Origin of the sequence: Roseitalea sp. MMSF_3546 (assembly GCF_030732865.1) — a bacterium.
Lineage (GTDB): Bacteria > Pseudomonadota > Alphaproteobacteria > Rhizobiales > Rhizobiaceae > Roseitalea.
On record NZ_JASHKB010000008.1, the window covers coordinates 46,476 to 69,624 of the forward strand.

29 protein-coding genes and 1 other RNA gene are annotated in these 23,149 nt (G+C 67.0%); 16 read left to right on the forward strand and 14 right to left on the reverse strand.

What is annotated here, in order from left to right; all coding sequences use genetic code 11:
* Positions 1-30: 30 nt before the first annotated feature.
* Complete coding sequence (locus RBB34_RS08450) at positions 31-1,848, reverse strand: ABC transporter transmembrane domain-containing protein (protein ID WP_306118766.1); 1,818 nt, start codon at positions 1,846-1,848, stop codon at positions 31-33.
* 193 nt (positions 1,849-2,041) lie between these two features.
* Between RBB34_RS08450 and rpmE the strand changes: the two genes are divergently transcribed.
* The gene (gene rpmE, locus RBB34_RS08455) at positions 2,042-2,263 is read left to right on the forward strand and encodes a 50S ribosomal protein L31 (RefSeq protein WP_306118767.1); all 222 of its coding nucleotides are present in this window, start codon (positions 2,042-2,044) and stop codon (positions 2,261-2,263) included.
* A 49-nt stretch (positions 2,264-2,312) separates the two neighbouring features.
* Here rpmE and RBB34_RS08460 read toward each other — a convergent pair whose 3' ends face one another.
* The 6 genes from RBB34_RS08460 to tkt all read right to left on the reverse strand — a co-directional run bounded on the left by RBB34_RS08460 (position 2,313) and on the right by tkt (position 8,933).
* Positions 2,313-2,951, reverse strand: a complete 639-nt coding sequence (locus tag RBB34_RS08460; RefSeq protein WP_306118768.1) for a LysE family translocator — start codon at positions 2,949-2,951, stop codon at positions 2,313-2,315.
* A 243-nt stretch (positions 2,952-3,194) separates the two neighbouring features.
* Entirely contained in the window at positions 3,195-4,223 is a 1,029-nt protein-coding gene (locus tag RBB34_RS08465) for a class I fructose-bisphosphate aldolase (protein WP_306118769.1), read from the reverse strand.
* 124 nt (positions 4,224-4,347) lie between these two features.
* Positions 4,348-5,541: a phosphoglycerate kinase gene (locus tag RBB34_RS08470; protein WP_306118770.1), complete on the reverse strand. Its 1,194-nt coding sequence runs from the start codon at positions 5,539-5,541 to the stop codon at positions 4,348-4,350.
* Between the two features lie 61 nt (positions 5,542-5,602).
* Positions 5,603-5,788 (reverse strand): hypothetical protein, encoded by a 186-nt coding sequence (locus RBB34_RS08475; RefSeq protein ID WP_306118771.1) that lies wholly within the window; start codon positions 5,786-5,788, stop codon positions 5,603-5,605.
* 100 nt (positions 5,789-5,888) lie between these two features.
* Positions 5,889-6,890, reverse strand: a complete 1,002-nt coding sequence (gene gap / locus RBB34_RS08480; protein WP_306118772.1) for a type I glyceraldehyde-3-phosphate dehydrogenase — start codon at positions 6,888-6,890, stop codon at positions 5,889-5,891.
* Between the two features lie 39 nt (positions 6,891-6,929).
* Positions 6,930-8,933, reverse strand: coding sequence for a transketolase (gene tkt, locus RBB34_RS08485; protein WP_306118773.1), 2,004 nt, complete (start codon positions 8,931-8,933; stop codon positions 6,930-6,932).
* Between the two features lie 307 nt (positions 8,934-9,240).
* Here tkt and RBB34_RS08490 point away from each other — a divergent pair, with 307 nt between their 5' ends.
* The 5 genes from RBB34_RS08490 to RBB34_RS08510 all read left to right on the forward strand — a co-directional run bounded on the left by RBB34_RS08490 (position 9,241) and on the right by RBB34_RS08510 (position 11,640).
* On the forward strand, positions 9,241-9,513 hold the full coding sequence (locus RBB34_RS08490; RefSeq protein ID WP_306118774.1) for a DUF4164 domain-containing protein: 273 nt from the start codon (positions 9,241-9,243) through the stop codon (positions 9,511-9,513).
* Between the two features lie 27 nt (positions 9,514-9,540).
* The gene (locus tag RBB34_RS08495; protein WP_306118775.1) at positions 9,541-9,894 is read left to right on the forward strand and encodes a cell division protein ZapA; all 354 of its coding nucleotides are present in this window, start codon (positions 9,541-9,543) and stop codon (positions 9,892-9,894) included.
* Between the two features lie 78 nt (positions 9,895-9,972).
* Positions 9,973-10,128, forward strand: a non-coding RNA gene (ssrS, locus tag RBB34_RS08500) — 6S RNA.
* Between the two features lie 64 nt (positions 10,129-10,192).
* Positions 10,193-10,822 carry a 5-formyltetrahydrofolate cyclo-ligase gene (locus RBB34_RS08505; protein ID WP_346432533.1) on the forward strand — a complete coding sequence of 210 codons (630 nt, stop codon included), beginning with the start codon at positions 10,193-10,195 and terminating at the stop codon, positions 10,820-10,822.
* On the forward strand, positions 10,819-11,640 hold the full coding sequence (locus RBB34_RS08510) for a TIGR00282 family metallophosphoesterase (protein WP_306118777.1): 822 nt from the start codon (positions 10,819-10,821) through the stop codon (positions 11,638-11,640). The genes RBB34_RS08505 and RBB34_RS08510 overlap by 4 nt, the downstream gene beginning before the upstream one ends.
* Positions 11,641-11,651: 11 nt before the next feature.
* Here the strand turns inward: RBB34_RS08510 and RBB34_RS08515 are convergent, their stop codons facing one another.
* The 4 genes from RBB34_RS08515 to RBB34_RS08530 form a co-directional block, all read right to left on the reverse strand.
* Complete coding sequence (locus RBB34_RS08515; protein ID WP_306118778.1) at positions 11,652-11,987, reverse strand: hypothetical protein; 336 nt, start codon at positions 11,985-11,987, stop codon at positions 11,652-11,654.
* 92 nt (positions 11,988-12,079) lie between these two features.
* The gene (locus RBB34_RS08520; RefSeq protein ID WP_306118779.1) at positions 12,080-12,928 is read right to left on the reverse strand and encodes an MBL fold metallo-hydrolase; all 849 of its coding nucleotides are present in this window, start codon (positions 12,926-12,928) and stop codon (positions 12,080-12,082) included.
* 82 nt (positions 12,929-13,010) lie between these two features.
* Complete coding sequence (locus tag RBB34_RS08525; RefSeq protein ID WP_306118780.1) at positions 13,011-13,463, reverse strand: GFA family protein; 453 nt, start codon at positions 13,461-13,463, stop codon at positions 13,011-13,013.
* Position 13,464: 1 nt separating this feature from the next.
* Positions 13,465-13,875 carry a hypothetical protein gene (locus RBB34_RS08530; protein ID WP_306118882.1) on the reverse strand — a complete coding sequence of 137 codons (411 nt, stop codon included), beginning with the start codon at positions 13,873-13,875 and terminating at the stop codon, positions 13,465-13,467.
* Here RBB34_RS08530 and RBB34_RS08535 point away from each other — a divergent pair.
* The gene (locus tag RBB34_RS08535; protein WP_306118781.1) at positions 13,840-14,592 is read left to right on the forward strand and encodes a YebC/PmpR family DNA-binding transcriptional regulator; all 753 of its coding nucleotides are present in this window, start codon (positions 13,840-13,842) and stop codon (positions 14,590-14,592) included. The genes RBB34_RS08530 and RBB34_RS08535 overlap by 36 nt on opposite strands.
* A 142-nt stretch (positions 14,593-14,734) precedes the next feature.
* Here RBB34_RS08535 and RBB34_RS08540 read toward each other — a convergent pair whose 3' ends face one another.
* Positions 14,735-15,493: a sulfite exporter TauE/SafE family protein gene (locus tag RBB34_RS08540; protein ID WP_306118782.1), complete on the reverse strand. Its 759-nt coding sequence runs from the start codon at positions 15,491-15,493 to the stop codon at positions 14,735-14,737.
* A gap of 181 nt (positions 15,494-15,674) precedes the next feature.
* Here RBB34_RS08540 and ruvC point away from each other — a divergent pair, with 181 nt between their 5' ends.
* The 7 genes from ruvC (at position 15,675) to ruvB (ending at position 19,339) form a co-directional block, all read left to right on the forward strand.
* Positions 15,675-16,187 (forward strand): crossover junction endodeoxyribonuclease RuvC, encoded by a 513-nt coding sequence (gene ruvC / locus RBB34_RS08545; protein ID WP_306118783.1) that lies wholly within the window; start codon positions 15,675-15,677, stop codon positions 16,185-16,187.
* 92 nt (positions 16,188-16,279) lie between these two features.
* Complete coding sequence (locus tag RBB34_RS08550; RefSeq protein WP_306118784.1) at positions 16,280-16,534, forward strand: AbrB/MazE/SpoVT family DNA-binding domain-containing protein; 255 nt, start codon at positions 16,280-16,282, stop codon at positions 16,532-16,534.
* Positions 16,534-16,944 carry a type II toxin-antitoxin system VapC family toxin gene (locus RBB34_RS08555; RefSeq protein ID WP_306118785.1) on the forward strand — a complete coding sequence of 137 codons (411 nt, stop codon included), beginning with the start codon at positions 16,534-16,536 and terminating at the stop codon, positions 16,942-16,944. Before RBB34_RS08550 ends, RBB34_RS08555 begins: the two co-directional genes overlap by 1 nt.
* A complete protein-coding gene (gene ruvA / locus RBB34_RS08560) occupies positions 16,941-17,555 on the forward strand; it encodes a Holliday junction branch migration protein RuvA (protein WP_306118786.1) in 615 nt (204 codons plus the stop codon). Before RBB34_RS08555 ends, ruvA begins: the two co-directional genes overlap by 4 nt.
* 61 nt (positions 17,556-17,616) lie before the next feature.
* Complete coding sequence (locus RBB34_RS08565) at positions 17,617-17,901, forward strand: AbrB/MazE/SpoVT family DNA-binding domain-containing protein (RefSeq protein ID WP_306118787.1); 285 nt, start codon at positions 17,617-17,619, stop codon at positions 17,899-17,901.
* Positions 17,898-18,302: a type II toxin-antitoxin system VapC family toxin gene (locus tag RBB34_RS08570; RefSeq protein WP_306118788.1), complete on the forward strand. Its 405-nt coding sequence runs from the start codon at positions 17,898-17,900 to the stop codon at positions 18,300-18,302. The genes RBB34_RS08565 and RBB34_RS08570 overlap by 4 nt, the downstream gene beginning before the upstream one ends.
* Positions 18,299-19,339, forward strand: a complete 1,041-nt coding sequence (gene ruvB / locus RBB34_RS08575; protein ID WP_306118789.1) for a Holliday junction branch migration DNA helicase RuvB — start codon at positions 18,299-18,301, stop codon at positions 19,337-19,339. Before RBB34_RS08570 ends, ruvB begins: the two co-directional genes overlap by 4 nt.
* 127 nt (positions 19,340-19,466) lie before the next feature.
* Here the strand turns inward: ruvB and RBB34_RS08580 are convergent, their stop codons facing one another.
* Together RBB34_RS08580 and RBB34_RS08585 are read right to left on the reverse strand one after the other, a co-directional pair.
* Positions 19,467-20,159, reverse strand: coding sequence for an NAD(P)H-binding protein (locus tag RBB34_RS08580; protein ID WP_306118790.1), 693 nt, complete (start codon positions 20,157-20,159; stop codon positions 19,467-19,469).
* 149 nt (positions 20,160-20,308) lie between these two features.
* Positions 20,309-21,556 (reverse strand): cellulase family glycosylhydrolase, encoded by a 1,248-nt coding sequence (locus tag RBB34_RS08585; RefSeq protein ID WP_306118791.1) that lies wholly within the window; start codon positions 21,554-21,556, stop codon positions 20,309-20,311.
* Between the two features lie 87 nt (positions 21,557-21,643).
* On the opposite strand from RBB34_RS08585, the gene RBB34_RS08590 reads away from it, so the two are divergent.
* Both RBB34_RS08590 and tolQ read left to right on the forward strand, forming a co-directional pair.
* Positions 21,644-22,159 carry a YbgC/FadM family acyl-CoA thioesterase gene (locus RBB34_RS08590; protein ID WP_306118792.1) on the forward strand — a complete coding sequence of 172 codons (516 nt, stop codon included), beginning with the start codon at positions 21,644-21,646 and terminating at the stop codon, positions 22,157-22,159.
* Between the two features lie 252 nt (positions 22,160-22,411).
* The gene (tolQ, locus tag RBB34_RS08595; protein ID WP_306118793.1) at positions 22,412-23,146 is read left to right on the forward strand and encodes a protein TolQ; all 735 of its coding nucleotides are present in this window, start codon (positions 22,412-22,414) and stop codon (positions 23,144-23,146) included.
* Positions 23,147-23,149 lie beyond the last annotated feature (3 nt).

Consider the following 23,149-nt stretch of genomic DNA (forward strand, 5'->3'; position numbering starts at 1 on the left):
TGCGGAAGCGGGCACGTCAGCCGTTCTGCCTCATGCCGCCCTGCCGGCGTTGAACTGCAGCGTGGCAAGGCGCGCATAGACGCCGTCCTTCTTGCGCGACAGGGACTGGTGCGTGCCTTCCTCGACGATGCGGCCGCGATCCATCACCAGGATGCGGTCGGCCTTGCGGATGGTCGCCAGCCGGTGCGCGATGACCAGCGTGGTGCGGCCCTCCATCAGCGTTTCCAGCGCCTTCTGCACGAGCGCCTCGCTTTCGGCGTCGAGCGCCGAAGTGGCCTCGTCGAGCAGCAGGATCGGCGCATCGCGCAGGATCGCGCGGGCGATGGCGACGCGCTGGCGCTGGCCGCCGGACAGGGTCACGCCGCGCTCGCCGACCTGCGTCTCGTAGCCGTTCGGCAGATCGCGGATGAAGCCGTCGGCCTGGGCGGCGCGCGCCGCCTCGACGATCTCGTCGATCGTCGCGTCCGGCTTGCCGAAAGCGATGTTCTCGGCCACCGTGCCGGACAGGATGGTCACGTCCTGCGGCACGATCGCCATGCGCTGGCGGGCGGCCGTCAGTTCGGCGCGGCGCAGATCGACGCCGTCGACGGTGACGATGCCGGCCTGCGGATCGTACTGGCGCATCAAAAGCGCGAAGATGGTCGACTTGCCGGCACCCGAAGGGCCGACAATGGCGATCGTCTCGCCCGGTTCGACCGAAAAGCTCAGGGCATGGGTGGCGCTGTCGTCGGGCCTTGTGGGGTAGGCGAAGGTCACTTCGTCGAAGGCGAGCGTGCCCAGCGGCGGTTCGGGCAGGGCGACCGGGTCGGCGGGCGTGGCGATGGCCGGGTCCTCCTCGAGCAGTTCGGTCAGCCGCTCGGCGGCGCCGGCGGCCTGCTGCAATTCGCCCCAGACCTCCGAAAGCGCGGCCAGCGCACCGGCGGCAAACACCGCATAGAGCAGGAACTGGCCCAGCGTGCCCGGCGACATGGTGCCGGCGAGCACCGACTTGGCGCCGATCCACAGAACCGCGACGACGCTGGAGAAAACCAGAAAGATGGCGAAGGCGGTCAAGGCCGCGCGGGCGCGCACCGCCGAGCGCGCGGCGCCGAAGGCGCGGTCGACGGCATCGGCGTAAAACCGGCCGGCAAACAGCTCGTTGGTGAAGTCCTGGAAGCTGCGCACCGCGCCGATCGCCTCGGAGGCATAGGCCGAGGCATTGGCGAGCGTGTCCTGGGCGGTGCGCGAGCGGGTGCGCACGCGCCGGCCGAAGCCGACGATGGGCAGGATGATCAGCGGGATCGCCGCCACCACCAGGCCCGAAAGCTGCGGGCTCGTGACGATCATCATGATCAGCGCGCCGATGCCCAGGATCATGTTGCGCAGGGCGAGCGAGGCGGTGGCGCCGACGGCCGACTTGATCTGCGTGGTATCGGCGGTCAGCCGCGAGACGATCTCGCCCGACTGGGCGGTGTCGTAGAAGGCCGGCGACAGCGTCATCACATGGGCGAAGACGTCGCGCCTGAGATCGGCGACCACGCGCTCGCCAAGCGTGATGACGAAATAATAGCGCAGCGCGCTGGCGGCCGCCAGCGTCGCCGCGATCGCCACCAGCATGGTGAAGTACTGGTCGATCAGGCCCGCATCGTTGCCGGTGAAGCCGTAGTCGATCATGCGGCGCACGGCGGTGGGCAGGGCCAGTGTGGTGACGGCCGCCAGCAGCAGGAAGAAGGCCGCGCCGGCCAGAAGACCCTTGTACCGGACGATGTAGGGCACGAGCCGGGCCAGCGGCCGCAGCGTGCGCGTCCTGGCGTTCGTTGCGGCCGTGCCCGCAACGCGGCTGGCGGCTGTCGATGTGTCTGCGCTCATATGCGCCCCGATTAGGCCGGCGATCGGGCGCCGCGCGTGCGGCGCGACCGCTCTTGTTTGACGTCGGTTTGTCGTGTATAGCCCGCGTCACGATTTTCAAAGCCGTGAGCGCCGCGTTCGCGGCTTTTGTCATCAAATCCGGCGGAAATGATGTCGCATCCATTTCACGCCCCAGTTTCGACGGAACAGCACCATGAAGGCCGACATTCACCCCGACTACCACATGATCAAGGTCGTCATGACCGACGGCACCGAATACATGACGCGCTCGACCTGGGGCGCGGAGGGCGATACGCTCAACCTCGACATCGACCCCAACACACACCCGGCCTGGACCGGCGGACAGCAGGGCCTGGTCGATCGCGGCGGCCGCGTCTCCAAGTTCCAGAAGCGCTATCAGGGCCTGGGCATCTAGCGGTCAGATGCCGGGCTTGCCCGTTGCGGCGACCGGCTCACCGGGCGGCTCATGCCCTTGAAACGGCCGAGCGGATCAGCGCCAGTCCGGCAAGGGCGAACAGGGCCGCCACGATGCCGTCGATCCAGCGGCGCGCGCGGGCGTAGCACCGCATGACGGCGGAGATCGAGAACGCGGCGGCAAAGGCTGCATAGATCGCAAAGCCGATCATGATGCAGCCGCCCGTGGCGATGGCGACGCCGCCCCAACCGCTCTCGGCTCCCAGGCCGACCGAGAGTGCGGCCATCCACGCCACCACTGCCTTGGGATTTGAAAGGTTCAGCAGCAGCCCGCGCATGAACCAGCTCCTCTCGTTCACGGACGGATCGCCATCGCTGTGGCTCGATGCATCATCCTTGCGCATCGCCGAGCGGGCCGAACCATGGGCAAGCCAGAGAAGATAAAGACCGCCCGCGACCTTGAGCGCGGCAAGCAGGTGGGTCGTGGTCTGCAGCACCGCGCCCAGACCGGTCGCCGCGACGATGCCCCAGAGCGCCAGTCCCAGTCCAAGACCGCACCCGAACATCATGCCGTTTCGACGGCCCCTGGCCGCCGACACGGTGCTCACGGCGAGCCTGGCGGGGCCGGGCGAAACGGTCACGACGAAGAAGGCGGCGAAGATCGCGGCCAGTCCGGTCCAGTCGAGCATGGGCACCTCGATCAAGCAAGACGATTGCCGGGATGACTATCATGCATTCCGGTGGCGGTGCAAAACGGGCCCGGTCGGCACGAATCCCGGGTGGCGGCGCGGCATGCCGTTTTCGTCCGCGATCCGGGCCTTGACGAGGCCAATGGCCGTGCAGATCGCTGCGCGGCCGTTTTCCATTTGAACGCCGGACAGGGCGCCCCGCTTCCCTGCCCGTGCCTGTGCCGGCAAGGGTCCTGCCGGCGATCAGGCCGCCTGTTCGCGTTCGGGCGACCATTCGCCGCGGGCCGCGAGGGCGTTCATCTTCGCCCGATGGGTGAAGGCCGCCTGCGCGGCGGGCACGTTTGCGGCCTTGCCGCCCCAGGCCTTGAGCGCGGCGGCCTGCAGGGCGCGGCCATAGGAGAAGGTCAGCGGCCAGGGGATCTCGCCGCCACGCGCGTTCATCGCCGACAGATGCGCCGTGGCCTCCTCGTCGCTCTGGCCGCCCGACAGGAAGGTGATGCCGGGCACGGCGCTCGGCACGGTTTCCCTGAGCACCTTGAGCGTCCGGTCGGCGACCTCGTTGACCGAGGCCTTGCGCGCGTTCTTGCCGTCGATCACCATGTTCGGCTTGAGGATCATGCCTTCGAGCATGACACGCGCCTCGTGCAGCGCCTCGAACACGGCCGTCAGCACGGCGTCGGTCACCTGGGCGCAGCGATCGATGGAATGGGTGCCCGGCTCGCCGTCCATCAGCACTTCGGGCTCGACGATCGGCACAAGGCCCTGCTCCTGACACAACACCGCATAGCGGGCCAGCGCGTGGGCATTGGCCCTGATCGCGTAATCGGTGGGCAGGCTGTCGGAAATGGCGATCACGCCGCGCCATTTGGCAAAGCGGGCGCCCGCGTCGTAATAGGTGTCGAGCCGCTCGCGCAGCCCGTCAAGGCCCTCGGTGACCGTCTCCCCGGGATAGGCGGCCAGTACCTTGGCGCCCTTGTCGACCTTGATGCCGGGGACCGCGCCGGCGGCGGTGATCAGATCCACCAGATGCGTGCCGTCGGCGGCGCGCTGATAGAGCGTCTCCTCGAACAAGATGACGCCGGAAATGCAATCGCGTATCGCCTCTTCGGACCGGAACAGCATCTCGCGATAGTCGCGGCGCGTGTCCTCGGTCGATTGCAGGCCGATCGTATCGAAGCGCTTCTTGATCGTGCCGGTCGATTCGTCGGCGGCCAGAATGCCCTTGCCCGGGGCGACCATCTTCGCCGCAATGTCCTCGAGACGTTCGCTCATGTCGCTTCTCCATGTGTCGTTGGCATGGCCATAGCAGAAGGCCGGACACCGGAAAATACGGGCCGGCTCACCTCAATCGATTGAAACGACGGACCGGTCGCGTGGGCGACCGAGGCGGGGCCAGTCAGGCCTGAAGTGCGGCCACGCCCGGCAGCCGGCGCCCTTCCATCCATTCAAGGAACGCCCCTCCGGCCGCCGATACATAGGTGAACTTGCCGGTCACGCCCGCCTTGTTGAGCGCGGCGACCGTGTCGCCGCCGCCGGCGATGGAGACCAGGTCGCCCTTGGCCGTCAGGTTGGCGGCATGGCGCGCCGCCGCCATGGTCGCCGCATCGAAGGGCGGCACCTCGAAGGCGCCGAGCGGACCGTTCCAGACGAGCGTGGCGGCCTGGCCGATCCAGCCATTGACCTTGGCGACCGAGGCCGGACCGATATCGAGGATCATCCGGTCGGCGGGGACGGCATCGACATCGACGGTGCGCGTGGCAGCGCCCTCCTCGAGGGCGGCGGCGACCACCACGTCGATGGGCAGCACGATCGCGCAACCGCGCTCGGCCGCCCTGGCGATGATGGTGCGGGCGGTCTCGGCCAGATCGTGTTCGCACAGCGACCGGCCGACATCGACGCCGCGGGCGGCCAGGAACGTGTTGGCCATACCGCCGCCGATCACCAGCGCGTCGACCTTTGCGATCAGGTTTTCCAGAAGGTCGATCTTGGTCGACACCTTGGCGCCGCCGACAATGGCGACGAGCGGCCGCGCCGGGTCGCCCAGGCCCTTTTGAAGCGCCTCGAGTTCGGCCTGCATGGCGCGGCCGGCATAGGCCGGCAGGTGGCGGGCGATGGCCTCGGTGGAGGCATGGGCGCGGTGGGCAGCCGAAAAGGCGTCGTTGACGTAGATGTCGCCGTTTTCGGCCAATGCCCGGGCGAAATCGGCATCATTGGCCTCCTCGCCGGGGTGAAAGCGCGTGTTCTCGAACAGCACGATATCGCCCGGGGCCATCTCGGACAGGCGGGCGGCGCAGGCGCTTCCGATACAGTCGGCCGCGAAATCCACGCGCAGGTCCAGCACCTCCTCGAGCGCCTGGGCGACAGGGCGCAGCGACATGTCGGGCACGACCTTGCCCTTGGGCCGGCCGAAATGGGACAGCAAAATCACCTTCGCGCCGCGCCTGGACAGTTCGGTGATCGTCGGGGCGGCGCGTTCCAGGCGCGTTGCATCGCTGACTTGACCGTCGGCCATGGGCACGTTGAGGTCGACGCGTACCATGACGCGCTTGCCGGAAATGTCGGTCAGATCGTCGAGGGTCCTGATGGGCATGGTCGGTCTTCCCGGTGGCCGCAAGTCACACCCGGTTTCCTAGGAAGATCACACCGCGATTTCAATGACTATCGGCACCGTCATCGCCATTGCGGCGGCCGGTCGCATACCACCATGCGCGGCTGTCGCCCTGGTCGGCGCCGGGCATCTGGCTTTCGACCGTTCGGCGGAAGAACCGGCCGACGACGAGCGCGAGGACGACGATCCCCGCGCCGATCAGAAGGAAGATGACGAGGCCGGTCTCCATGACCGGCCCAGCATATCAGGGTTTGTCGAATATCTCCACGCGGCCCTTCGGGTTGGGCCGAAATCGCCGGCCAGGGCGCCGAAAATGCTCGCAAGCGGGGCTAGATCAGCCTGCCCATTGCCACCGCGACGTCGGACATGCGGTTCGAAAAGCCCCATTCGTTGTCGTACCAGCTCATCACGCGAACCAGATTGCCCTCGAGCACCTTGGTCTGGGGCGCGGCGAAGTTGGACGAATGGGCGTCGTGATTGTAGTCGATGGAGACCTTCGGCTCGGTATCGTAATCGAGAATGCCCTTGAGCCTGTCCTCGGACCAGGCCTTGACGGCGGCGTTCACCTCCTCGGCCGTGACATCGCGCGAGGGCACGAACTTCAGGTCGACCAGCGAGACGTTGGCGGTGGGCACACGCACGGCGGAGCCGTCGAGCTTGCCGTCGAGTTCGGGCAGCACCAGGCCGACCGCGCGGGCGGCGCCGGTCGTGGTGGGGATCATCGACATGGCCGCCGCGCGGGCGCGATAGAGATCCTTGTGCAGGGTGTCGAGCGTGGGCTGGTCGCCGGTATAGGCGTGGATGGTCGTCATGTAGCCCTTTTCGATGCCGAACTCGCTGTGCAGCACATAGGCGAGCGGCGCCAGGCAGTTGGTGGTGCACGACGCGCAGGAGACGACAAGGTCGTCCGCGGTCAGCGCGTCATGGTTGACGCCGTAGACGACCGTCTTGTCGGCGCCCTTGCCGGGCGCGGAAATGAGCACGCGCTTGGAACCGTTCTTGAGATGCAGGGCGGCCTTGTCGCGATCGGTGAAGATGCCCGTGCATTCGAGCGCGATGTCGACATCGGACCAGGGCAGGCTGGCCGGATCGCGCTCGGCGGTCACCCGGATCGGGCCGCGGCCTGCATCGATCGTGTCGCCATCGACCCTGACCGCGCCGGGAAACCTGCCGTGCACGCTGTCATAGCGCAGCAGATGGGCGTTGGTCTCGACCGGGCCCAGATCGTTGATGGCCACGACCTCGATGTCGGTGCGCTCCGATTCGATGATGGCGCGCAAGACGTTGCGGCCGATGCGGCCAAAGCCGTTGATGGCTACCTTGACTGTCATGGTGTTCTCCAAATGCTCAACAAGCCCGATGGGCAACGATCACGCGGCATCGGTTCGCCGCGCAAGACGCGCGAGGGCGGCCTCGACGATGGCGTCGGCGGTGATGCCGAAATGCTCGTATAGCGCCTTGTACGGGCCCGATGCACCGAAACCGCTCATCCCGATGAAGATGCCGTCCTCGCCGATGAAACGCTCCCAGCCCTGCCGCACGCCGGCCTCGACGGCGATGCGGACGCCGTCCGTGCCGATGATGGCGCGCCGATATTCGGGCGACTGGCGCTCGAACAGTTCGAAGCACGGCACCGAGACGACGCGCGCGCGATGGCCCTGCGCGATCAGCCGCTCGCGCGCCTGCATGGCGATGTGCACTTCCGAGCCGGTCGCAAACAGCGAAATCGCCGATTCCTCGCCGGCGGTGGCCAGTTCATAGGCGCCCAGCGCGCAGCGGTTTTCGCTCGCGGTCTCCGTGCGCAGGGCCGGCAGGTCCTGGCGGGTCAGGGCGAGGGTGGACGGCATGGCCGCTTCGCCCAGGGCAAGTTCCCAGCACTCGACGACTTCCATCGCGTCGGCGGGCCGGAAGACCAGGTGATTGGGGATGGCGCGCAAGGCGGCCAGGTGCTCGACCGGCTGATGCGTCGGGCCGTCCTCGCCCAGGCCGATCGAGTCGTGCGTCATGACGAATATCGAGCGGATGCCCATCAGGGACGCCAGGCGCATGGCCGGGCGCGCATAGTCGGAAAAGACCAGGAAGGTCCCGCCATAGGGCATGAGGCCGCCATGCAGGGCGATGCCGTTCATCGCGGCCGCCATGGCGTGCTCGCGAATGCCGTAATGAATGTAACGGCCGGAGAAGTCGCCGGGTGTGATCGCAGCGGTCTGTTCGGTCTTGGTGTTGTTCGAGCCGCTCAGATCGGCCGATCCGCCCAGCGTCTCGGGAATGGCGGCGTTGATCACTTCGAGCGCCATCTGCGAGGACTTGCGGGTGGCGGCGGTCGGCGCCTGCCTGGCAAGGGCGGCCTTGTAGTCACCGACCGCGTTGAAGAAGGTCGAGGGCAGATCGCCACGCATGCGCCGTTCGAACTCGCTCTTGATCCCGTTGCCGACGGCATCGAGCCGTTTCTGCCAGGCGACACGCTCCTGTCCCGACGAAAGCCCGGCAAGGCGCCAGTCATCGAGGATCTCCGAGGGGATCTCGAAGGGTTCGGCCTGCCAGCCCAGCGCGATGCGGGCGCCGGCGATCTCTTCCGGACCGAGCGGGGAGCCATGCGCCTTGGCCGTGCCGGCCTTGGTCGGGGCGCCGAAGCCGATGGTGGTGCGTGCGGCGATCATGACCGGCCGGCCGGCGCTCCCGGCGCGGGTGAGCGCCGCCTCGATGGCATCGGGATCGTGCCCGTCGATCCGGTCGGTGGCCCAGCCGCAGGCCTCGAACCGGGCGATCTGGTCGGTGGAATCGGCCAGTGCGATGTCGCCATCGATGGTGATCCGGTTGTCGTCCCAGATGACCACCAGATTGTCGAGCCCCAGATGCCCTGCCAGGGAAATCGCCTCCTGGCTGATGCCCTCCATGAGGCAGCCGTCCCCGGCCAGCACATAGATCTTGTGATTGACGAGATCGGCACCGAACTCGTCGCGCAGCTTGCGCTCGGCGATCGCCATGCCGACGCCGTTGGCCAGGCCCTGCCCGAGAGGTCCGGTGGTGGTCTCGATGCCGGCGGCGTGGCCGTATTCGGGATGGCCGGCGGTCCGCGAGCCGAGCTGACGGAAATTGCGGATCTCGTCCAGCGTGACGTCTTCGTAACCCAGAAGGTACAAAAGGCCGTAGAGCAGCATCGAGCCATGTCCCGCCGACAGGACGAAGCGGTCGCGGTCGGGCCAGTGCGGATGCTTGGGATCGAACTTCATGAACCGCGTGAAGAGCACCGTGGCGATGTCGGCCGCGCCCATGGGCAGGCCCGGATGGCCCGAACCGGCGGCCTGGACCGCATCCATTGCCAGGGCACGGATCGCGTTGGCCATCCGGTCGTGTTTCTCGCGTGGGATCATGATGTGGTTCCGCTGATGGAGGTCCGAAGGCGGCTGTGGTGGCGCGGCGCGCGGGCTGGCCGGCCGCCCGGAATTGCGGCGACACATAACAGGTGCGCATCCGGAGTCAACAAAGCCCCAGCCCCGGCGCGATTGCGGGGCACGCCGGCCGCTGCCCGGTTTCCGGCGCGGCCGGGACCGTGCATTTTCGATGAACGGCGATTGGCTGTTGCACTTGGCGCAGGCAGGTTTAAGTTTGATGTGATACAGCCTCGCTAACGCCTTAATGTTGCTGACAAACAGTTTCGAGAGTGCGACTTTACCGGTCATGAGCGGATCGCCAACCCTTACCGAACTGTTCGACCGCCTCGATCAGGCGCTGGCGGCGCTCGACGATGCGGTCGAGCGCACCGCCGAGTTGCGACGCGAATATGCCGACGCCGAAGAGGAGGCGCAGAGACTCAATTCGGATCGGGCGCGGCTGGCCGAGGAACTCGACAAGGCCGAGGCGCGTGCCGAGCGGCTCGAAGAGGTCAACAAGGAGGTCTCGCGCCGGCTGGTCACCGCGATGGAGACCATCAGGGCGGTGCTCGATCACTGATCGGCGGCCGCCGAAAGGAGAGAAACGATGCCCCAGGTCTCCGTAATCATTGACGGCAAGAGCTATCGCATGGCTTGCGACCCCGGCCAGGAAGACCATCTGAGCGAACTGGCCGCCCGGCTCGACCGGTATGTCGCCCATCTCAAGTCGTCGTTCGGCGAGATCGGCGACCTGCGGGTGACGGTGATGGCCGGTATCATGATCCTCGACGAACTCGACCAGGCGCAAAAGCGCGCCGGCGAGCTCGAAGCCGAGCGCGACGAGGCGGTCACGGCGCGCGAGGCGGCGCTGGCCAAGGCCGACCGGGCCGGCGACGTGCTGGCCGAACGGCTCGGGCTGGTCGCCGAGAAGATCGAGACGATCACCGGCAAGATCGCCTGAGCGCTGCGGTGCCGATCTGCGGCAAAGATTCGGTCGACCCGCTCTGGCAAAGCATGCCCACCGGAGCTATATCGAATGAGCCGACTGCGCTTTGCGGCAGGAGACAATTCCCCGGGGCCTTACGCATCCCAAGGGAGCTGGCGCTGACCGGGCCCGTGGGCTCGGATAACCGGCACCCACCTACTCATGTAGGTTCCCGGGATGCCGCTCTCCACCGATTGTCGCGGTTGGCGATTGCCTTGCGGCCACGGCGGTCCGGACCCACACATGCCGATGAGCGCGGCCGATTCCGATGACAATGACCAGCGATGATATCGGCGCCGTCAAGGCGGAGATCCGCACCCGCGCCCTGGCCCGGCGCGATGCGCTCGATCCGCAATGGCGCGCCCGGGTGAGCGCCGATCTCGCCCGATCGGCCAAGGCGATCGTCGGCGATGGCGCCGGCATCGTCGCCGCGTTCTGGCCGATCCGCTCGGAGATCGATCCGCGCCCCTTGATGGAGCGGCTGACCGCGATGGGCGCCGAACTGGCGCTGCCCGCGGTCATCGATCGGCAGACCATCGCCTTCAGACGCTACCGGCCGGGCGATCGTCTCGAGCGCGGCAGTTTCGGCACCATGGCGCCGGGGCCGGGTGCCGAAACCGTCGATCCCGACATGCTGCTGATGCCGCTGGCCGCCTTCGATGCGGCGGGCAACCGGCTTGGCTATGGCGCGGGCCATTACGACCGGGCCATCGCCCGGCTGCGCCAGGCCGGTCGTGATCCGCGCCTTGTCGGGCTTGCCTTTTCGTGCCAGCGCGAGACGGCGATACCGGCCGAGGCGCACGACGTGCCGCTGCACGCGGTCGTCACCGAACAGGGGCTGCAGGCGCTGGCGACGCCGCCGCAGCGAAACGAACCCGCAGACACGATCGGAAGTGCTCGATGAGGCTGCTCTTTCTGGGGGACATGGTCGGCCGGACCGGACGGAAGGTCGTCTTCGACAAGCTGCCAGGGCTGATCGCCGATCACGGGATCGATTTCGTCATCGTCAATGGCGAGAACGCGGCCGGCGGCTTCGGAATCACCGAGCCGATCCTCGAGGAGACCCTGGACGCGGGCGCCGATGTGGTGACCACGGGCAACCATGTCTGGGACCAGCGCGAGGCGCTCGTCTTCGCCGGCCGGCAGGAACGGTTCCTGCGGCCGGCCAATTACCCCCAGGGCACGCCGGGGCGCGGAATGGGCGTCTACGAAGCGCGCAACGGGGCGCGCGTGATGGTCTCCAACATTCTGGGCCGGGTGTTCATGGCACCCGATCTGGACGATCCGTTCGGCTGTGCCGAGCGCCAGCTCGAACAGGTGCAACTGGGCCGCGATGTCGACTGCCTCGTCTTCGACTTCCACGCCGAAGCGACGTCGGAGAAGGTGTCCTTTGCCCATTTCGTCGACGGTCGCGCGAGCCTCGTGGTCGGCACGCACACCCATGTGCCGACCGCCGATCACATGATCTTCGATGGCGGTACGGCCTATTTATCCGATGCGGGCATGTGCGGGGACTACAGTGCTTCGCTGGGCATGGAGAAGGAAGAGGCGATCAACCGCTTCCTGACCAAGATCCCCAAGGGCCGGTTCGAGGCCGCCGGCGGTCCGGCGACGCTGTGCGGGCTGGCCGTCGAGGTCTCCGACAGGACCGGGCTGGCCGAGAAGGTGGCGCCGCTGCGCCTTGGCGGTCGGCTCGAAAGGACGATGCCGGACTGGTGGTAGCGGCCGCCCGGTCAACGAAACAGGTCGAACAGATACGGCGGCTCGAAGTCCACGCAACGATAGACCGGACAGTGGGGCGTATCGGCGGCGGGCACGGTCGTCTCTTTGGCGACCTTGGCGCCGAAGCAGAAGCCGCTGTCGGCGACATAGCGGTCATAGAGCAGGTAGTCGTCGATGCGCGCGGACGGATAGCGCAACACTGCCGCCCCATCGCGCGCGACGAGCGCCTGCACGTCGGCGCAGGCCATGCGGTCGCTCCTGGCTCTCGTGATGTCCCGGGCGTCGGCACCGGGAACGGTGCTCGCTGCGACCGCAAGCGCAAGGACGATCGGCAGGCGCGGGCTCATGGCCACCTCCATTGCGGGGCTGTATGCCCTCAGAAATGCGTGCCGGCCGTGCTGGTTCCGTCGCGCGCGGGTGTTGCGGCCGGCCGCTGCGATCAGCCGCGCGACGCGAGGCTGTGCGGCACCATGATGGTGGGCCGGCGCGGCAGCGAGCGCACATTGACGACGATCTCGTCGCCATCGAGGAAATCGACGGACCAGTCCGCCCCCATCAGATCGATGAATCGGTCGATCACCCTTCCGCGCAGATGCATGGGCAGCACGATCGACGAGCGCAGCCGCGTGGTGATCTCGGCCATGCCCTCATGTGACAGGGTCAGCCCGCCATCGACAGGCACCATGAGGATGTCGAGCCGGCCGATCATCGCGTAGTGATCCTCGGTCAGGGCGTGGTGCAAATGCCCCAGATGGCCGATGCAAAGGCCCGCCACCTCGAAGATGAAGATCGAGTTCTGATTGGCGCTCAGGCCGCCCGAGCCCCAGCGGCGGATGTCGGTGGTCACGTTGCGGATATAGACATCGTCGATGACCGCGTCGTGGTCGGCGCCGTCGGGGCTCGTTTCGTCCCAGCCGGCAAACACATATTCGATCGCAGGATCGGGATTGAGCGTGTAGTGGGTCGAATGGGCCCGGTTCATGGTGATCACGCGCGGCGTCGGCGTGTGCCCGTAAACGCCCGAATAATCGGTGGCGATGGTCACCCCGGCGGGCGTTTCGATGCGATAGGTCGAATGGCCGGCAAAGGTTATGGTGACGTCGCCATCGACCGAAAGGGGGCCGGAATCGGTCGAGGCATAGATGACGTTGGGCAGGCCCTGTGCGACGGCCAGGCACTGGCTGACGGGCGCTTCGTCGTCGGGGGCCTGGGCGAACGCCGGCGGCACAAGGGCAAGGGCCGCCGCGAACAGCGCGACGAGGAGCGGGACAGGGAAGCGTTGGCGCATCGGCGATCTCCGGGGGCTGGCCTGTGGTCGGTCCTCTCCTCAGATAGATCACCGCCGGCGCCGGGCCAGTTCCCGCTGGCCATCATCCCCACTGCGCGCCATAGGCGGCGATCAGGGCTTCATAGTTCTCCGGCTGACCGTCATAGCGCAAGGTGTCTTCGGGGATGAAGACCCAGGCCTGTTTTGACCGCAGCCAGATATGGCCGGCCGGTTTCAGCCAGCCCGTGTCGTCGAAGGTTCCGCCCTTGACGTTGAGCTTGTCCTCATAGGCGGGCCGGTTGTGAAACAAACGGCTGCCGCATGCGGGGCAGAATTCGCATACGGTCAGCTTGTCGCCGGAGGACTTGGTGAATGTCGCCGTTTCGCCGGTGACCGAAAGCGCGGCGCGGCTGACACGCACCGAAATGCCGAACGCCGATGACGACTGCTTCTGGCACTCGGTGCAGTGGCAGCAATAGACCACCTGCGGCCGTTCGGTGAGCACGTAGCGGATGGCACCGCACTGGCACCCGCCTTCCTGGGAAAATCCTGTCATCTCAGCCCCTCCAGCCCCGTTTTTCGGCGTCCTTGAGCAATAGTCGCTGCCGGCCCCGATAATGCGCCTGCAAATGGGCCATCGTGTTGTGGATGGCCCGCCCGGGAAGGTTTTCTGCGTCGGGCTCGGCCGCCGCCTGGTTTGCCTGTTCTATCGTCTTGCCCTCCTCGAGCGCCCGCATGAACAGATAGGCGCGTACGGTCTTGACGCCGCGCCGCGCGTTTTCCTTCTGGAACAACCAGACCAGGCCTGCAATGACGGCGATGGCGATCACATATTCCATGGCTGCTCCGTGTCCGCGAATGCTGGACGCGCTCGTCGTTCTCCCATAAAAGCGCTGCGGATTTCCCAAAAGGTCAAGATCAACGGGTCTTTGATGGCAGGTCATTCGAAATTCAAGAACATCATGCATCGCAAGGGGCGCCAGGATGCGGCCCGCTCGAAGCTGTTCTCCCGGCTATCCAAGGAAATCACGGTGGCCGTGAAGATGGGCGGCGGCGTGGCCGATCCGGACATGAACCCGCGCCTGCGCCTGGCCGTGCAGAACGCCAAGGGCCAGTCCATGCCCAAGGACAACATCCAGCGCGCGATCAACAAGGGTACCGGCGCTGGCGGCGAGGACTATCAGGAAATGCGCTATGAGGGCTACGGGCCCGGCGGCGTGGCCGTGATCGTCGAGGCGCTGACCGACAATCTCAATCGGTCGGCCTCCAACATCAGGGCGTGCTTTTCGAAGAATGGCGGCTCGCTGGGCGAGACCGGCTCGGTCTCGTTCATGTTCGACCGCGTCGGCGAGATCGTCTATGCGCCCGGGGCAGGCGATGCGGACGCGGTGATGGAGGCGGCGATCGAGGCGGGCGCGGAGGATGTGGAGTCCGACGAGAACGGGCACACCATCACGTGCGCGTTCGAGGATCTGGGCGCGGTGTCGAGCGCGCTCGAGGCGACGCTGGGCGAGGCGGAATCGGTCAAGGTGATCTGGAAACCGCAGACGCTGACGCCGGTCGAAGAGGACAAGGCGCAGACCCTGTTCAAGCTGTTCGATGCGCTCGATGACGATGACGACGTGCAGAACGTGTATTCGAACGAAGACATTTCCGACGAGGTGATGGAACGGCTGTCGGCGTGAGCGCGCAATCCGCGTCGGCGGCGACGACGCGCACTTCCCGCCGGCGTGCCCGCATGCGGGCCAACACTTGCCCGCGCCCCTGTGCTGCTGGCCGGCGATTTCGGACACCGGCGCGGCCTGGCGTACCGACGCTCATCAGGTCCTAGCTCCGCAGCCCGTCGAATGCGGGCAGGGCGATGACGGCGGCAAGGCTGACGATCGACAGCGCGATGTTGCGATAAATCGCCTCGCTGGCATGGCCGAACAGGCGGGCCCCGAGGACAAGGCCGGCGAAATAGACCGGACAGAAGACCAGCCCGAGCACGACCGCGCGCACCGTCAGCACGCCGCTGACATAAAGGCCGATATAGGTGAAGACCTGGGCGGCGAAGAAATAGACCGTCAGATTGGCCCGCACGAAGCCGGCGCCGGTGCGCAGCGCCATCCAGTAGAGGATCACCGGCGGGCCGGAAACCGACGTGGCGCCGCCCAGAAAGCCCGAGGCGCCGCCCACCGCCAGGCGCACCGGCACCGTGCGCGGGCCGCGATAGCACCAGCCGCTCCAAAGAACCGTCGCGGCGAGCAGGATCACCGCGCAGATGAACCAGCGCAGCGTGACCGGGTCGCCCGTGGTCAGGAACCACAGGCCCGGCGGCAGGGCGAGGCCGTAGCCGACGACCACCGGCGCGATCTCGCCGAACCGGACCTTCTTCGATGCGGCGACGACCAGCGGCAGCATGGGCAGCGTGTCGAGGATCAATATGATGGCGACGGCCAGTTGCGGCGAATAGGCCGCGGCGGCGACCGGGCCGACGATCATGCCCGTGCCGAAGCCGGAAAAGCCGCGCACCATGCCGGCCACGGCGATGGCGGCCAGGACCGTCCAGAAGGACGGACCGAATTCGATTGCGGGGATGGACATGGGCGCAGTCCGGTGGGTTGCGGGCCAGCACTGGCATGGCATCACGGTCCGGACAAGGGCATCGGGGCGCCGGCGCGGCGGCGCTGGAACGGCAAGGCGGCGTCGTCGATGGAGCCCGTGTCGGCGTTTTCTTTTCGTTCACACCGGCGGCGATATCGCTATGCTCGCACGAGGAGGCGACATGGGCGCGGCGATTCGCATCATCGGCATCGATCCGGGACTGAGGCGCACCGGCTGGGGCATCGTCGAGGCCGCCGGCAACCGGCTCGGCTTCGTTGCCGCCGGCACGGTGCGCTCGGACGGCGCTGCCGATCTTGCGGCGCGCCTTTGCCAGATCCATGACGAACTGGGCACGGTGCTCGACCGCCATGCGCCCGACGAGGCCGCCGTCGAGGCAACCTTCGTCAACAAGGACGCGGCCGCCACGCTCAAGCTCGGCCAGGCGCGCGGCATCGCCATGCTGGTGCCGGCCCGCGCCGGGCTGCCGGTCGCCGAATACGCGCCCAACGCGGTCAAGAAGGCGGTGATCGGCGTCGGCCATGGCGACAAGGGCCAGATCGCCATGATGGTGCGCACGCTGCTTCCAAGGGCGGCGTTTGACACCGAGGACGCCGCCGATGCGCTGGCCATCGCCATCTGCCACAGCCATCACCGGGGCGCGGTGGCGCTGGCCCGGCGGGTGGCGGGCGCGTGATACCATGCCCGGGCGGGTCGGACGATCCGTGTTCTTGACTTGTTCTGCACGTTGGAATAAGTAAAGAATGTCGACCAGCGGGATCACCCACAATGCGCGTTTCGGAAAAAGGCCAGGTCACCATTCCCAAGCATGTGCGCGAGCAGGCGGGGATACGGCCGAACAGCGATGTCATGATTCGCCTGGAGGGCGGTCGCGTGATCATCGAACCGGTTGACGGTGCTGAAGGCCGCAACATGCGCGAACGCATGGAGCGGTTTCTCAAGGAGCTGGACAAGCTGGAGGGCACCGGCGATCCCGACCTTGGTGCCGAGGATGTCATGCGCGAAACACGCGACCGCACCTGATGGCGACGCTTGTCGACACGAACGTGCTGATCGACGTCGCCTATCGCGATCCGCATTGGATGGAATGGTCGAAGATGGCGATGGCGCAGCGGGTGGTCGAAGGACTCGTGATCAATCCCGTCATCTTCGCCGAATTCAGCTATCGTTTCGACAGTGCCGACAGCGCCGAAGCAGCACTCGATCTGGACGGTCTCAATCGCGAGCACCTGCCCTGGGAGAGCGCATATCTGGCCGGACGCGCATTCCGGCTCTATCGTCGACGCGGCGGTGCGCGCCAGGGCACGCTGCCGGACTTCTTCATCGGAGCCCATGCCGCCGTGCGCGGCTATTCGGTTCTGACGCGCGATCCCTCCGGCTTTCGCGAGTATTTCCCCGCCCTTTCCATCGTCGCACCGGACACCCATCCATGATCGGCAAGCTCAAGGGAACCGTCGACGAGATCGGCGCCGATCACGTCATCATCGACGTGCACGGGGTCGGCTATGTCGCCTTCTGCCCGGCCCGCACCCTTTCGGCGCTGAACGAGGGCGAGGCGGCAACGCTGTTCATCGAGACCTATGTGCGCGAGGATCAGCTCAGACTGTTCGGCTTCGCCTCGGCGCTCGACCGCGAATGGTTCCGCCTGCTGCAGAGCGTGCAGGGCGTGGGCGCGCGCGTTGCGCTCGCCATCCTGTCGACCCTGTCGGCCGCCGATCTCGCCAACGCGATCGCGCTTCAGGACAAGGCGATGGTCGCCCGCGCCCCCGGCATCGGCCCGAAGGTGGCCCAGCGCATCGTCGGCGAACTGAAGAACAAGGCGCCCGCCTTCGCCGGCGATGTGGCGCCCGCCATCGGCCTCAAGCAGGAACTGGGAGAGGGCGCAGCGCCCGCCCCGGTCGCCGACGCGGTCTCGGCGCTCGCCAATCTGGGCTATTCGCGCGATCAGGCGGCGAACGCGGTGGCCGCGGCGGTCAAGACCGCCGGCGAAGGCGCCGACAGCGCCGCACTGATCCGCCAGGGGCTGAAGGAACTGGCGCGGTGACGAGCCGGTCCTTGCTCGGCGCAGATTTTCTTACTATACTGATATCGTAAGGAGATCGACGATGATCCGTGAAGAAGCGACATTGACATCGAAGGGCCAGGTGACCGTGCCCAAGGCAATCCGTGACAAGCTGGGACTGAGGCTCGGCGATACGATCGTCTATACACTGACGGACGATGGCGTCGTGCTCACACCGAAATGTGTCGATTTCACCGATCTGGCCGGTTATCTCGGCCGACCTCCGAACGGCCCGGCGACGCTTGCCGAGATCGATGAAACGATCACCCGCCACGCCGGCCGGCACGCATCGTCAGGCGATGACGCCGCCGAAGACGACGCTGCATGAGGCGGGTCGGCATCGACACGAACGTCCTGCTTCGGCTTCTGGTCGACGACGACCCGGCGCAGCGCGAACGCGTGATGCGTTTCGGACAGCGGCTGAATGTCGAGGTGACCGGCCTGGTGACGATCGTCAGCCTGCTCGAAATCGACTGGGCGCTGCGCTCCCAATACGGTTACACCAAGTTCCAGTCGATGGACGCAATCCGGCAGATCGTGAGCCTGCGGGGCGTGGCGATCGACAACCATGATGTGGTGGTGCGGGCGATCGGTCTGGTTCGTGATCGAAACGCTGATTTCGCCGACGCGTTGATCGCCGGACTTTCCACGGAACTGGATTGCGACGCCACCGTCACCCTCGACCGCCGTGCCGCCCGCGCCGTCCCGGGCATGGAGCTTCTGGCATGACCGAGCCGGCCCGCCTCATCTCCGCCGACAGGCGCGAGGAGGACCTCGACACCTCGCTGCGCCCGCGCACGCTCGACGATTTCACCGGCCAGGCGGCCGCGCGCGCCAATCTGAAAGTGTTCATCGAGGCTGCGAAAAAGCGCGGCGAGGCGCTCGACCATGTGCTGTTCGTCGGCCCGCCCGGTCTCGGCAAGACAACGCTGGCCCAGATCATGGCGCAGGAACTCGGCGTCAGTTTCCGCGCCACCTCCGGACCGGTGATCGCCAAGGCCGGCGATCTCGCCGCGCTGCTGACCAATCTCGAGGAACGCGACGTCCTGTTCATCGACGAAATCCACCGGCTCAACCCGGCGGTCGAGGAGATCCTCTATCCGGCGATGGAGGATTTCCAGCTCGACCTGATCATCGGCGAGGGGCCGGCGGCGCGCTCGGTCAAGATCGACCTGGCGAAATTCACGCTCGTCGCCGCCACCACGCGGCTTGGCCTTCTGACCACGCCGCTGCGCGACCGGTTCGGCATTCCCGTGCGGCTCAATTTCTACACGGTCGAGGAACTGGAGACGATCGTAACCCGCGGCGCCCGCATCATGGGCCTCGCCATGGGCGACGATGGCGCCCGCGAGATCGCCGCCCGGGCGCGCGGCACGCCGCGCATCGCCGGCCGCCTGCTGCGCCGGGTGCGCGATTTCGCCGATGTGGCCGGTGCCGAGCGTGTGGACCGCACCGTCGCCGACGAGGCGCTGTCGCGGCTCGAGGTCGACACGATCGGGCTCGACGAGCTCGACCGGCGCTACCTGAACCAGATCGCCCGCAATTTCGGCGGCGGGCCGGTCGGCATCGAGACGATCGCAGCGGCGCTGTCCGAACCGCGCGATGCCATCGAGGACATCATCGAGCCCTATCTGATCCAGCAGGGCTTCATCCAGCGCACCCCGCGCGGCCGCATCCTGACCGCCAACGCCTGGGGCCATCTCGGCCTTGCCGCCCCGGCGGACCTGGCGGCCGTGCAGGCGGGGCTGTTCGACGAGGGGGAATGAGAACAGGGGCGAGACGCGCCGGACGGCAATAACGCCCCTGCCAGGTTTGCTCGACGCGATCAGCGCGCGGAACGGGCCGCCCGGCGCGCGCCGGCTGTCGATCCGGACGTGAACGCGCCGGCCGTCGTCACGCCGCCGCCAGACCGTGCGCCCGGGCCGAGGCCGTCTTGCATCCGACGATCGCCGGCGCTTGGTGGATCAGGTCGTCGTTGGTCAACGCATCGACCATGAACAGCGCGAAGTCCGTGCGTTTGGTCAGATTGCTGGCAAGCACCGGGTCTCCGACGTGACGCGACCAGACGGGCAGCCCGTCGCTTTCCCCTTCCTCGAGGTCCGAGCCGCGCACCACCGTCCACAAGGTGTCCGAAGCGAAAATGCGACGGCAGGCCTCGACCTGGTCGTCAATGTCGGCAAAGCGAAACAGCCGCGCGAAGAACCCGAAAAACGCCACGAAGGCGCGGTCGCGCCACGGATAGACATCCTTGCCGTCCATGCTGATGTGCCAACCGCACGAGAAGACCAGACGCGCACCGGGTTCGGCACTGTCGAGCACCGCCTGTGCCGTTCCGCTCGCATAATCGTCAACGCCCCACGGAACCAGGACCACGAGCACGCCGTCGCACCCCTTCATCGCCTGCGCCACGACCTCACGATCGTCGGTCCGACCCGGAAAGACGGCGATCCGGTCGCCGAACCGATCGAGCTTTGCCACGCTCTCGGGGCGACAGACGCCGACGACCTCATAGCCGCGGGCAAGGGCGTGTTCGACCATGTACTGGCCGAGCTTCCCCGATATTCCGATGATGCAGATCCGTCGCATTCCAAGGCCTTTCGCCAGGGCAGCGTGCCATGCGGCACTATAGCCGAGTTTCGGGCCAACGAAAGCCAGCCTGGCCCGGCCGACCCGTTGCCGCCTTCGAAAGGCTGACGGACGCAAGAAAACGGTTCTCGCCGGCGGTCCGCCGACCCCTAATCCGTCAGCGTCCAGATCAGCCGGTCGTAAAGCGGTTCGGCCAGCGGCCGGCCGTCATAGCCCTGTACCAGCCCGAACGCGCCGCCATACGACCAGACCGACCAGCCGAACCCGTGCGCCTCGGCCTGGCCGATCATCGCGCGCATGTAGTTCAGCCGGTATTGCGCCGGCACGTCGAGATCGGTGCCCCATTCGCGGCCGATCATGCCGAACTCGCCCAGGAAGATGCGTTCGCGCGCGATGTCGTGGCGATCGGCCCAGGCGGCAGCCGTCTGGAAGGGCTGCAGGATCGCCTCGGCGGGGTCGTCGAGCTCGTTCAGCCGGCGGGCATTGTCGCGCAGGAAACCGATGGCGCGGCGGGCGCGGCGGCCGTCGAGCGCGTCCGTGATCCGCGCCTCGTTGGCGGCCAAGAGGGCGGCGACATCGGCCGGGCCGAGTTCGGTTGGCGGCCAGGGAATGTCGCGCAGATGGGCGACGATGTCGCCGCCCCATGTCGCGCCCTGATGGGTGACGATGAACGGCTCATAGGAGTGGAACGACCACAGCGTGTTGTCATCGGCGAGGCGGTCCGGATCCATCGCCGCCAGGCCGTCCGCCGAGCCCCAGCACGCGCCCGAAACGATGAGCGTGATCGCGTCATTGGCCGCGCGCGCGGCGCGGTGCAGGCGTTCGAGCCTGTCGGCCCAGCGCGCCTGCTCGCGGCGGTCGTAGCAGTCGAGCGTCGGCTCGTTCATGACTTCGAGCGCGACGGTATCGGCCGGCCAGCGTTCAAGCCGCGCGGCCAAACGCGCGAGCAGCGACGCATAGCGGTCGAAGAGCGCGTCCTCGCGCAGAAGCTGGCCGGTGCCGGCGATGCCGCTTTCGTCGCCGCGCGGGATCGGATGCATGTCGACGATGACGCCGAGCCCGGCGCCCACGGCCATGCCGATCGCCCGGTCGAGGCCGCCGAGGATCGTGGCCAGCCGCAGCGGGCTTTCATCGTGCATCAAAAAGCCCGGTTCGACCGGCAGCCGCAGCGTATCGAAGCCTGCCTGCCGCAGCCGGTCGAGATCGCCCTGGCTGACATGGGCGCGCCACTCGGGGAAGGTCTCGACCACGGCCGGGTCGTTCCAGCGCGCCGAATCGGGCCAGGTGACCCAAAGGTTCATCGAGATGCCGCGCTCGGGCGTGAAGGTCGCAGGCAGCGCCGGGGCCGCCATCAGGGCGAGGAACATCGCTGCCGCAAGGGCGGCCCGTCCTGCCATCGTGAGGATCGCGGAATGGACTCTTGCAATCATGACGGCGATTTTCCAATCAGGTTCGCCCGCATCTAGCACGGAGCAACGGGCCCGATGAGCGAAAACGCCATGCTTGGTAAACCGGCCGGCGAAGACCGGGCGAGGCTCGACGGCACCATCGAGGCCGGCGAGCACCGGTTCGCCGCGCGCATCTACTATGCCGATACCGACATGTCGGGCGCGGTCTATCACGGGCGCTATCTGGAGCTGTTCGAGCGGGGCCGTTCCGATTTCCTGCGCTGCCTTGGCATATCGCACACCGAACTGCTCGCCCGCACGCCGCCGATCTACTGGGTCGTGCGTCGCATGGAGATCGACTATCTGGGCGCGGCGCGCATCGACGATGTCGTCGATGTCGCCACGCAGCCGCGGCAGGTTGCCGGTGCGCGGGTGGTCATGGCGCAGACCATCGCGCGGCAGGGCCGGCCGCTGGTGCGGGCCGTCGTCACCGCCGCGCTGGTCGATGCAAGCGGCCGGCCCCAGCGCCTTCCGGCGCGCTGGCGGGCCGCGTTCAGGCAGGTGGAAGAGGCGGCGATCGACCCGGCCCGGCCACGATCAGGCGTTCCGTAACGGAAATTTGTCGTCACCGCCGCCGCAGACAGGTCTTGTCAAACGGTTCGGCTCACCGCAAAAGCGCTTCAACAAAGCCTTAAGGATAACGGTTTATGAAACAGACGTGTCGGGCAGGTGCGCCAGCGCTTGCCATTGTTTAACCGAATTTCTGGCCGAAACCGCACGGGCCCGGCCAATTCGGCTCCATGACCGTGACAAGGCGCGCCCCTGGGCAACGGGGCGATACTTTCGAGCTAGGGACACTCACCGATGGAATCGCTTACTCTGGCTGCCAATCCGCACGATCTGTCGATCATCGGGCTGTTCATGCAGGCCGGGTGGATCGTCAAGGCCGTCATGATCGGCCTGTTGCTGGCGTCCATCTGGAGCTGGGCCATCATCATCGACAAGTCCATGGCGTTCTCGCGCATGCGGCGCCAGGTTCGTCTGTTCGAGGATGACTTCTGGTCCGGCCAGTCGCTCGAGGAGCTTTATCGCGACATCACCAACCGCAAGGTGAGCGGCATCGCCTCGGTGTTCGTGGCGGCCATGCGCGAATGGCACAAATCCTTCGAGCGCGGGGCGCGCTCGCCGATGAGCCTGCAGTCGCGGATCGATCGGGCGATGGACGTCGCCCTGTCGCGCGAGGCCGAGCGCATGGAATCGCGGCTGGGTTACCTGGCATCGCTCGGCTCGGTGGCGGTCTATGTCGGCCTTTTCGGCACGGTGATCGGCATCATGACCTCGTTTCAGGCGATCGCCGGATCGGAATCGACCAACCTCGCCGTTGTGGCCCCTGGCATCGCCGAGGCGCTGCTGGCGACCGCGATCGGACTGCTCGCCGCAATTCCGGCACTTGTCGCCTATAACAGGCTGATGAGCGAGGCGGCCAAACTGACCGGGCGGATGGAAGCGTTCGCCGACGAGTTCTCCTCGATCCTGTCGCGCCAGGTCGATGAATATGCCAACGCGGCCAGGCAGCCGCAGCGCGCTGCCGCCGAATAGGCA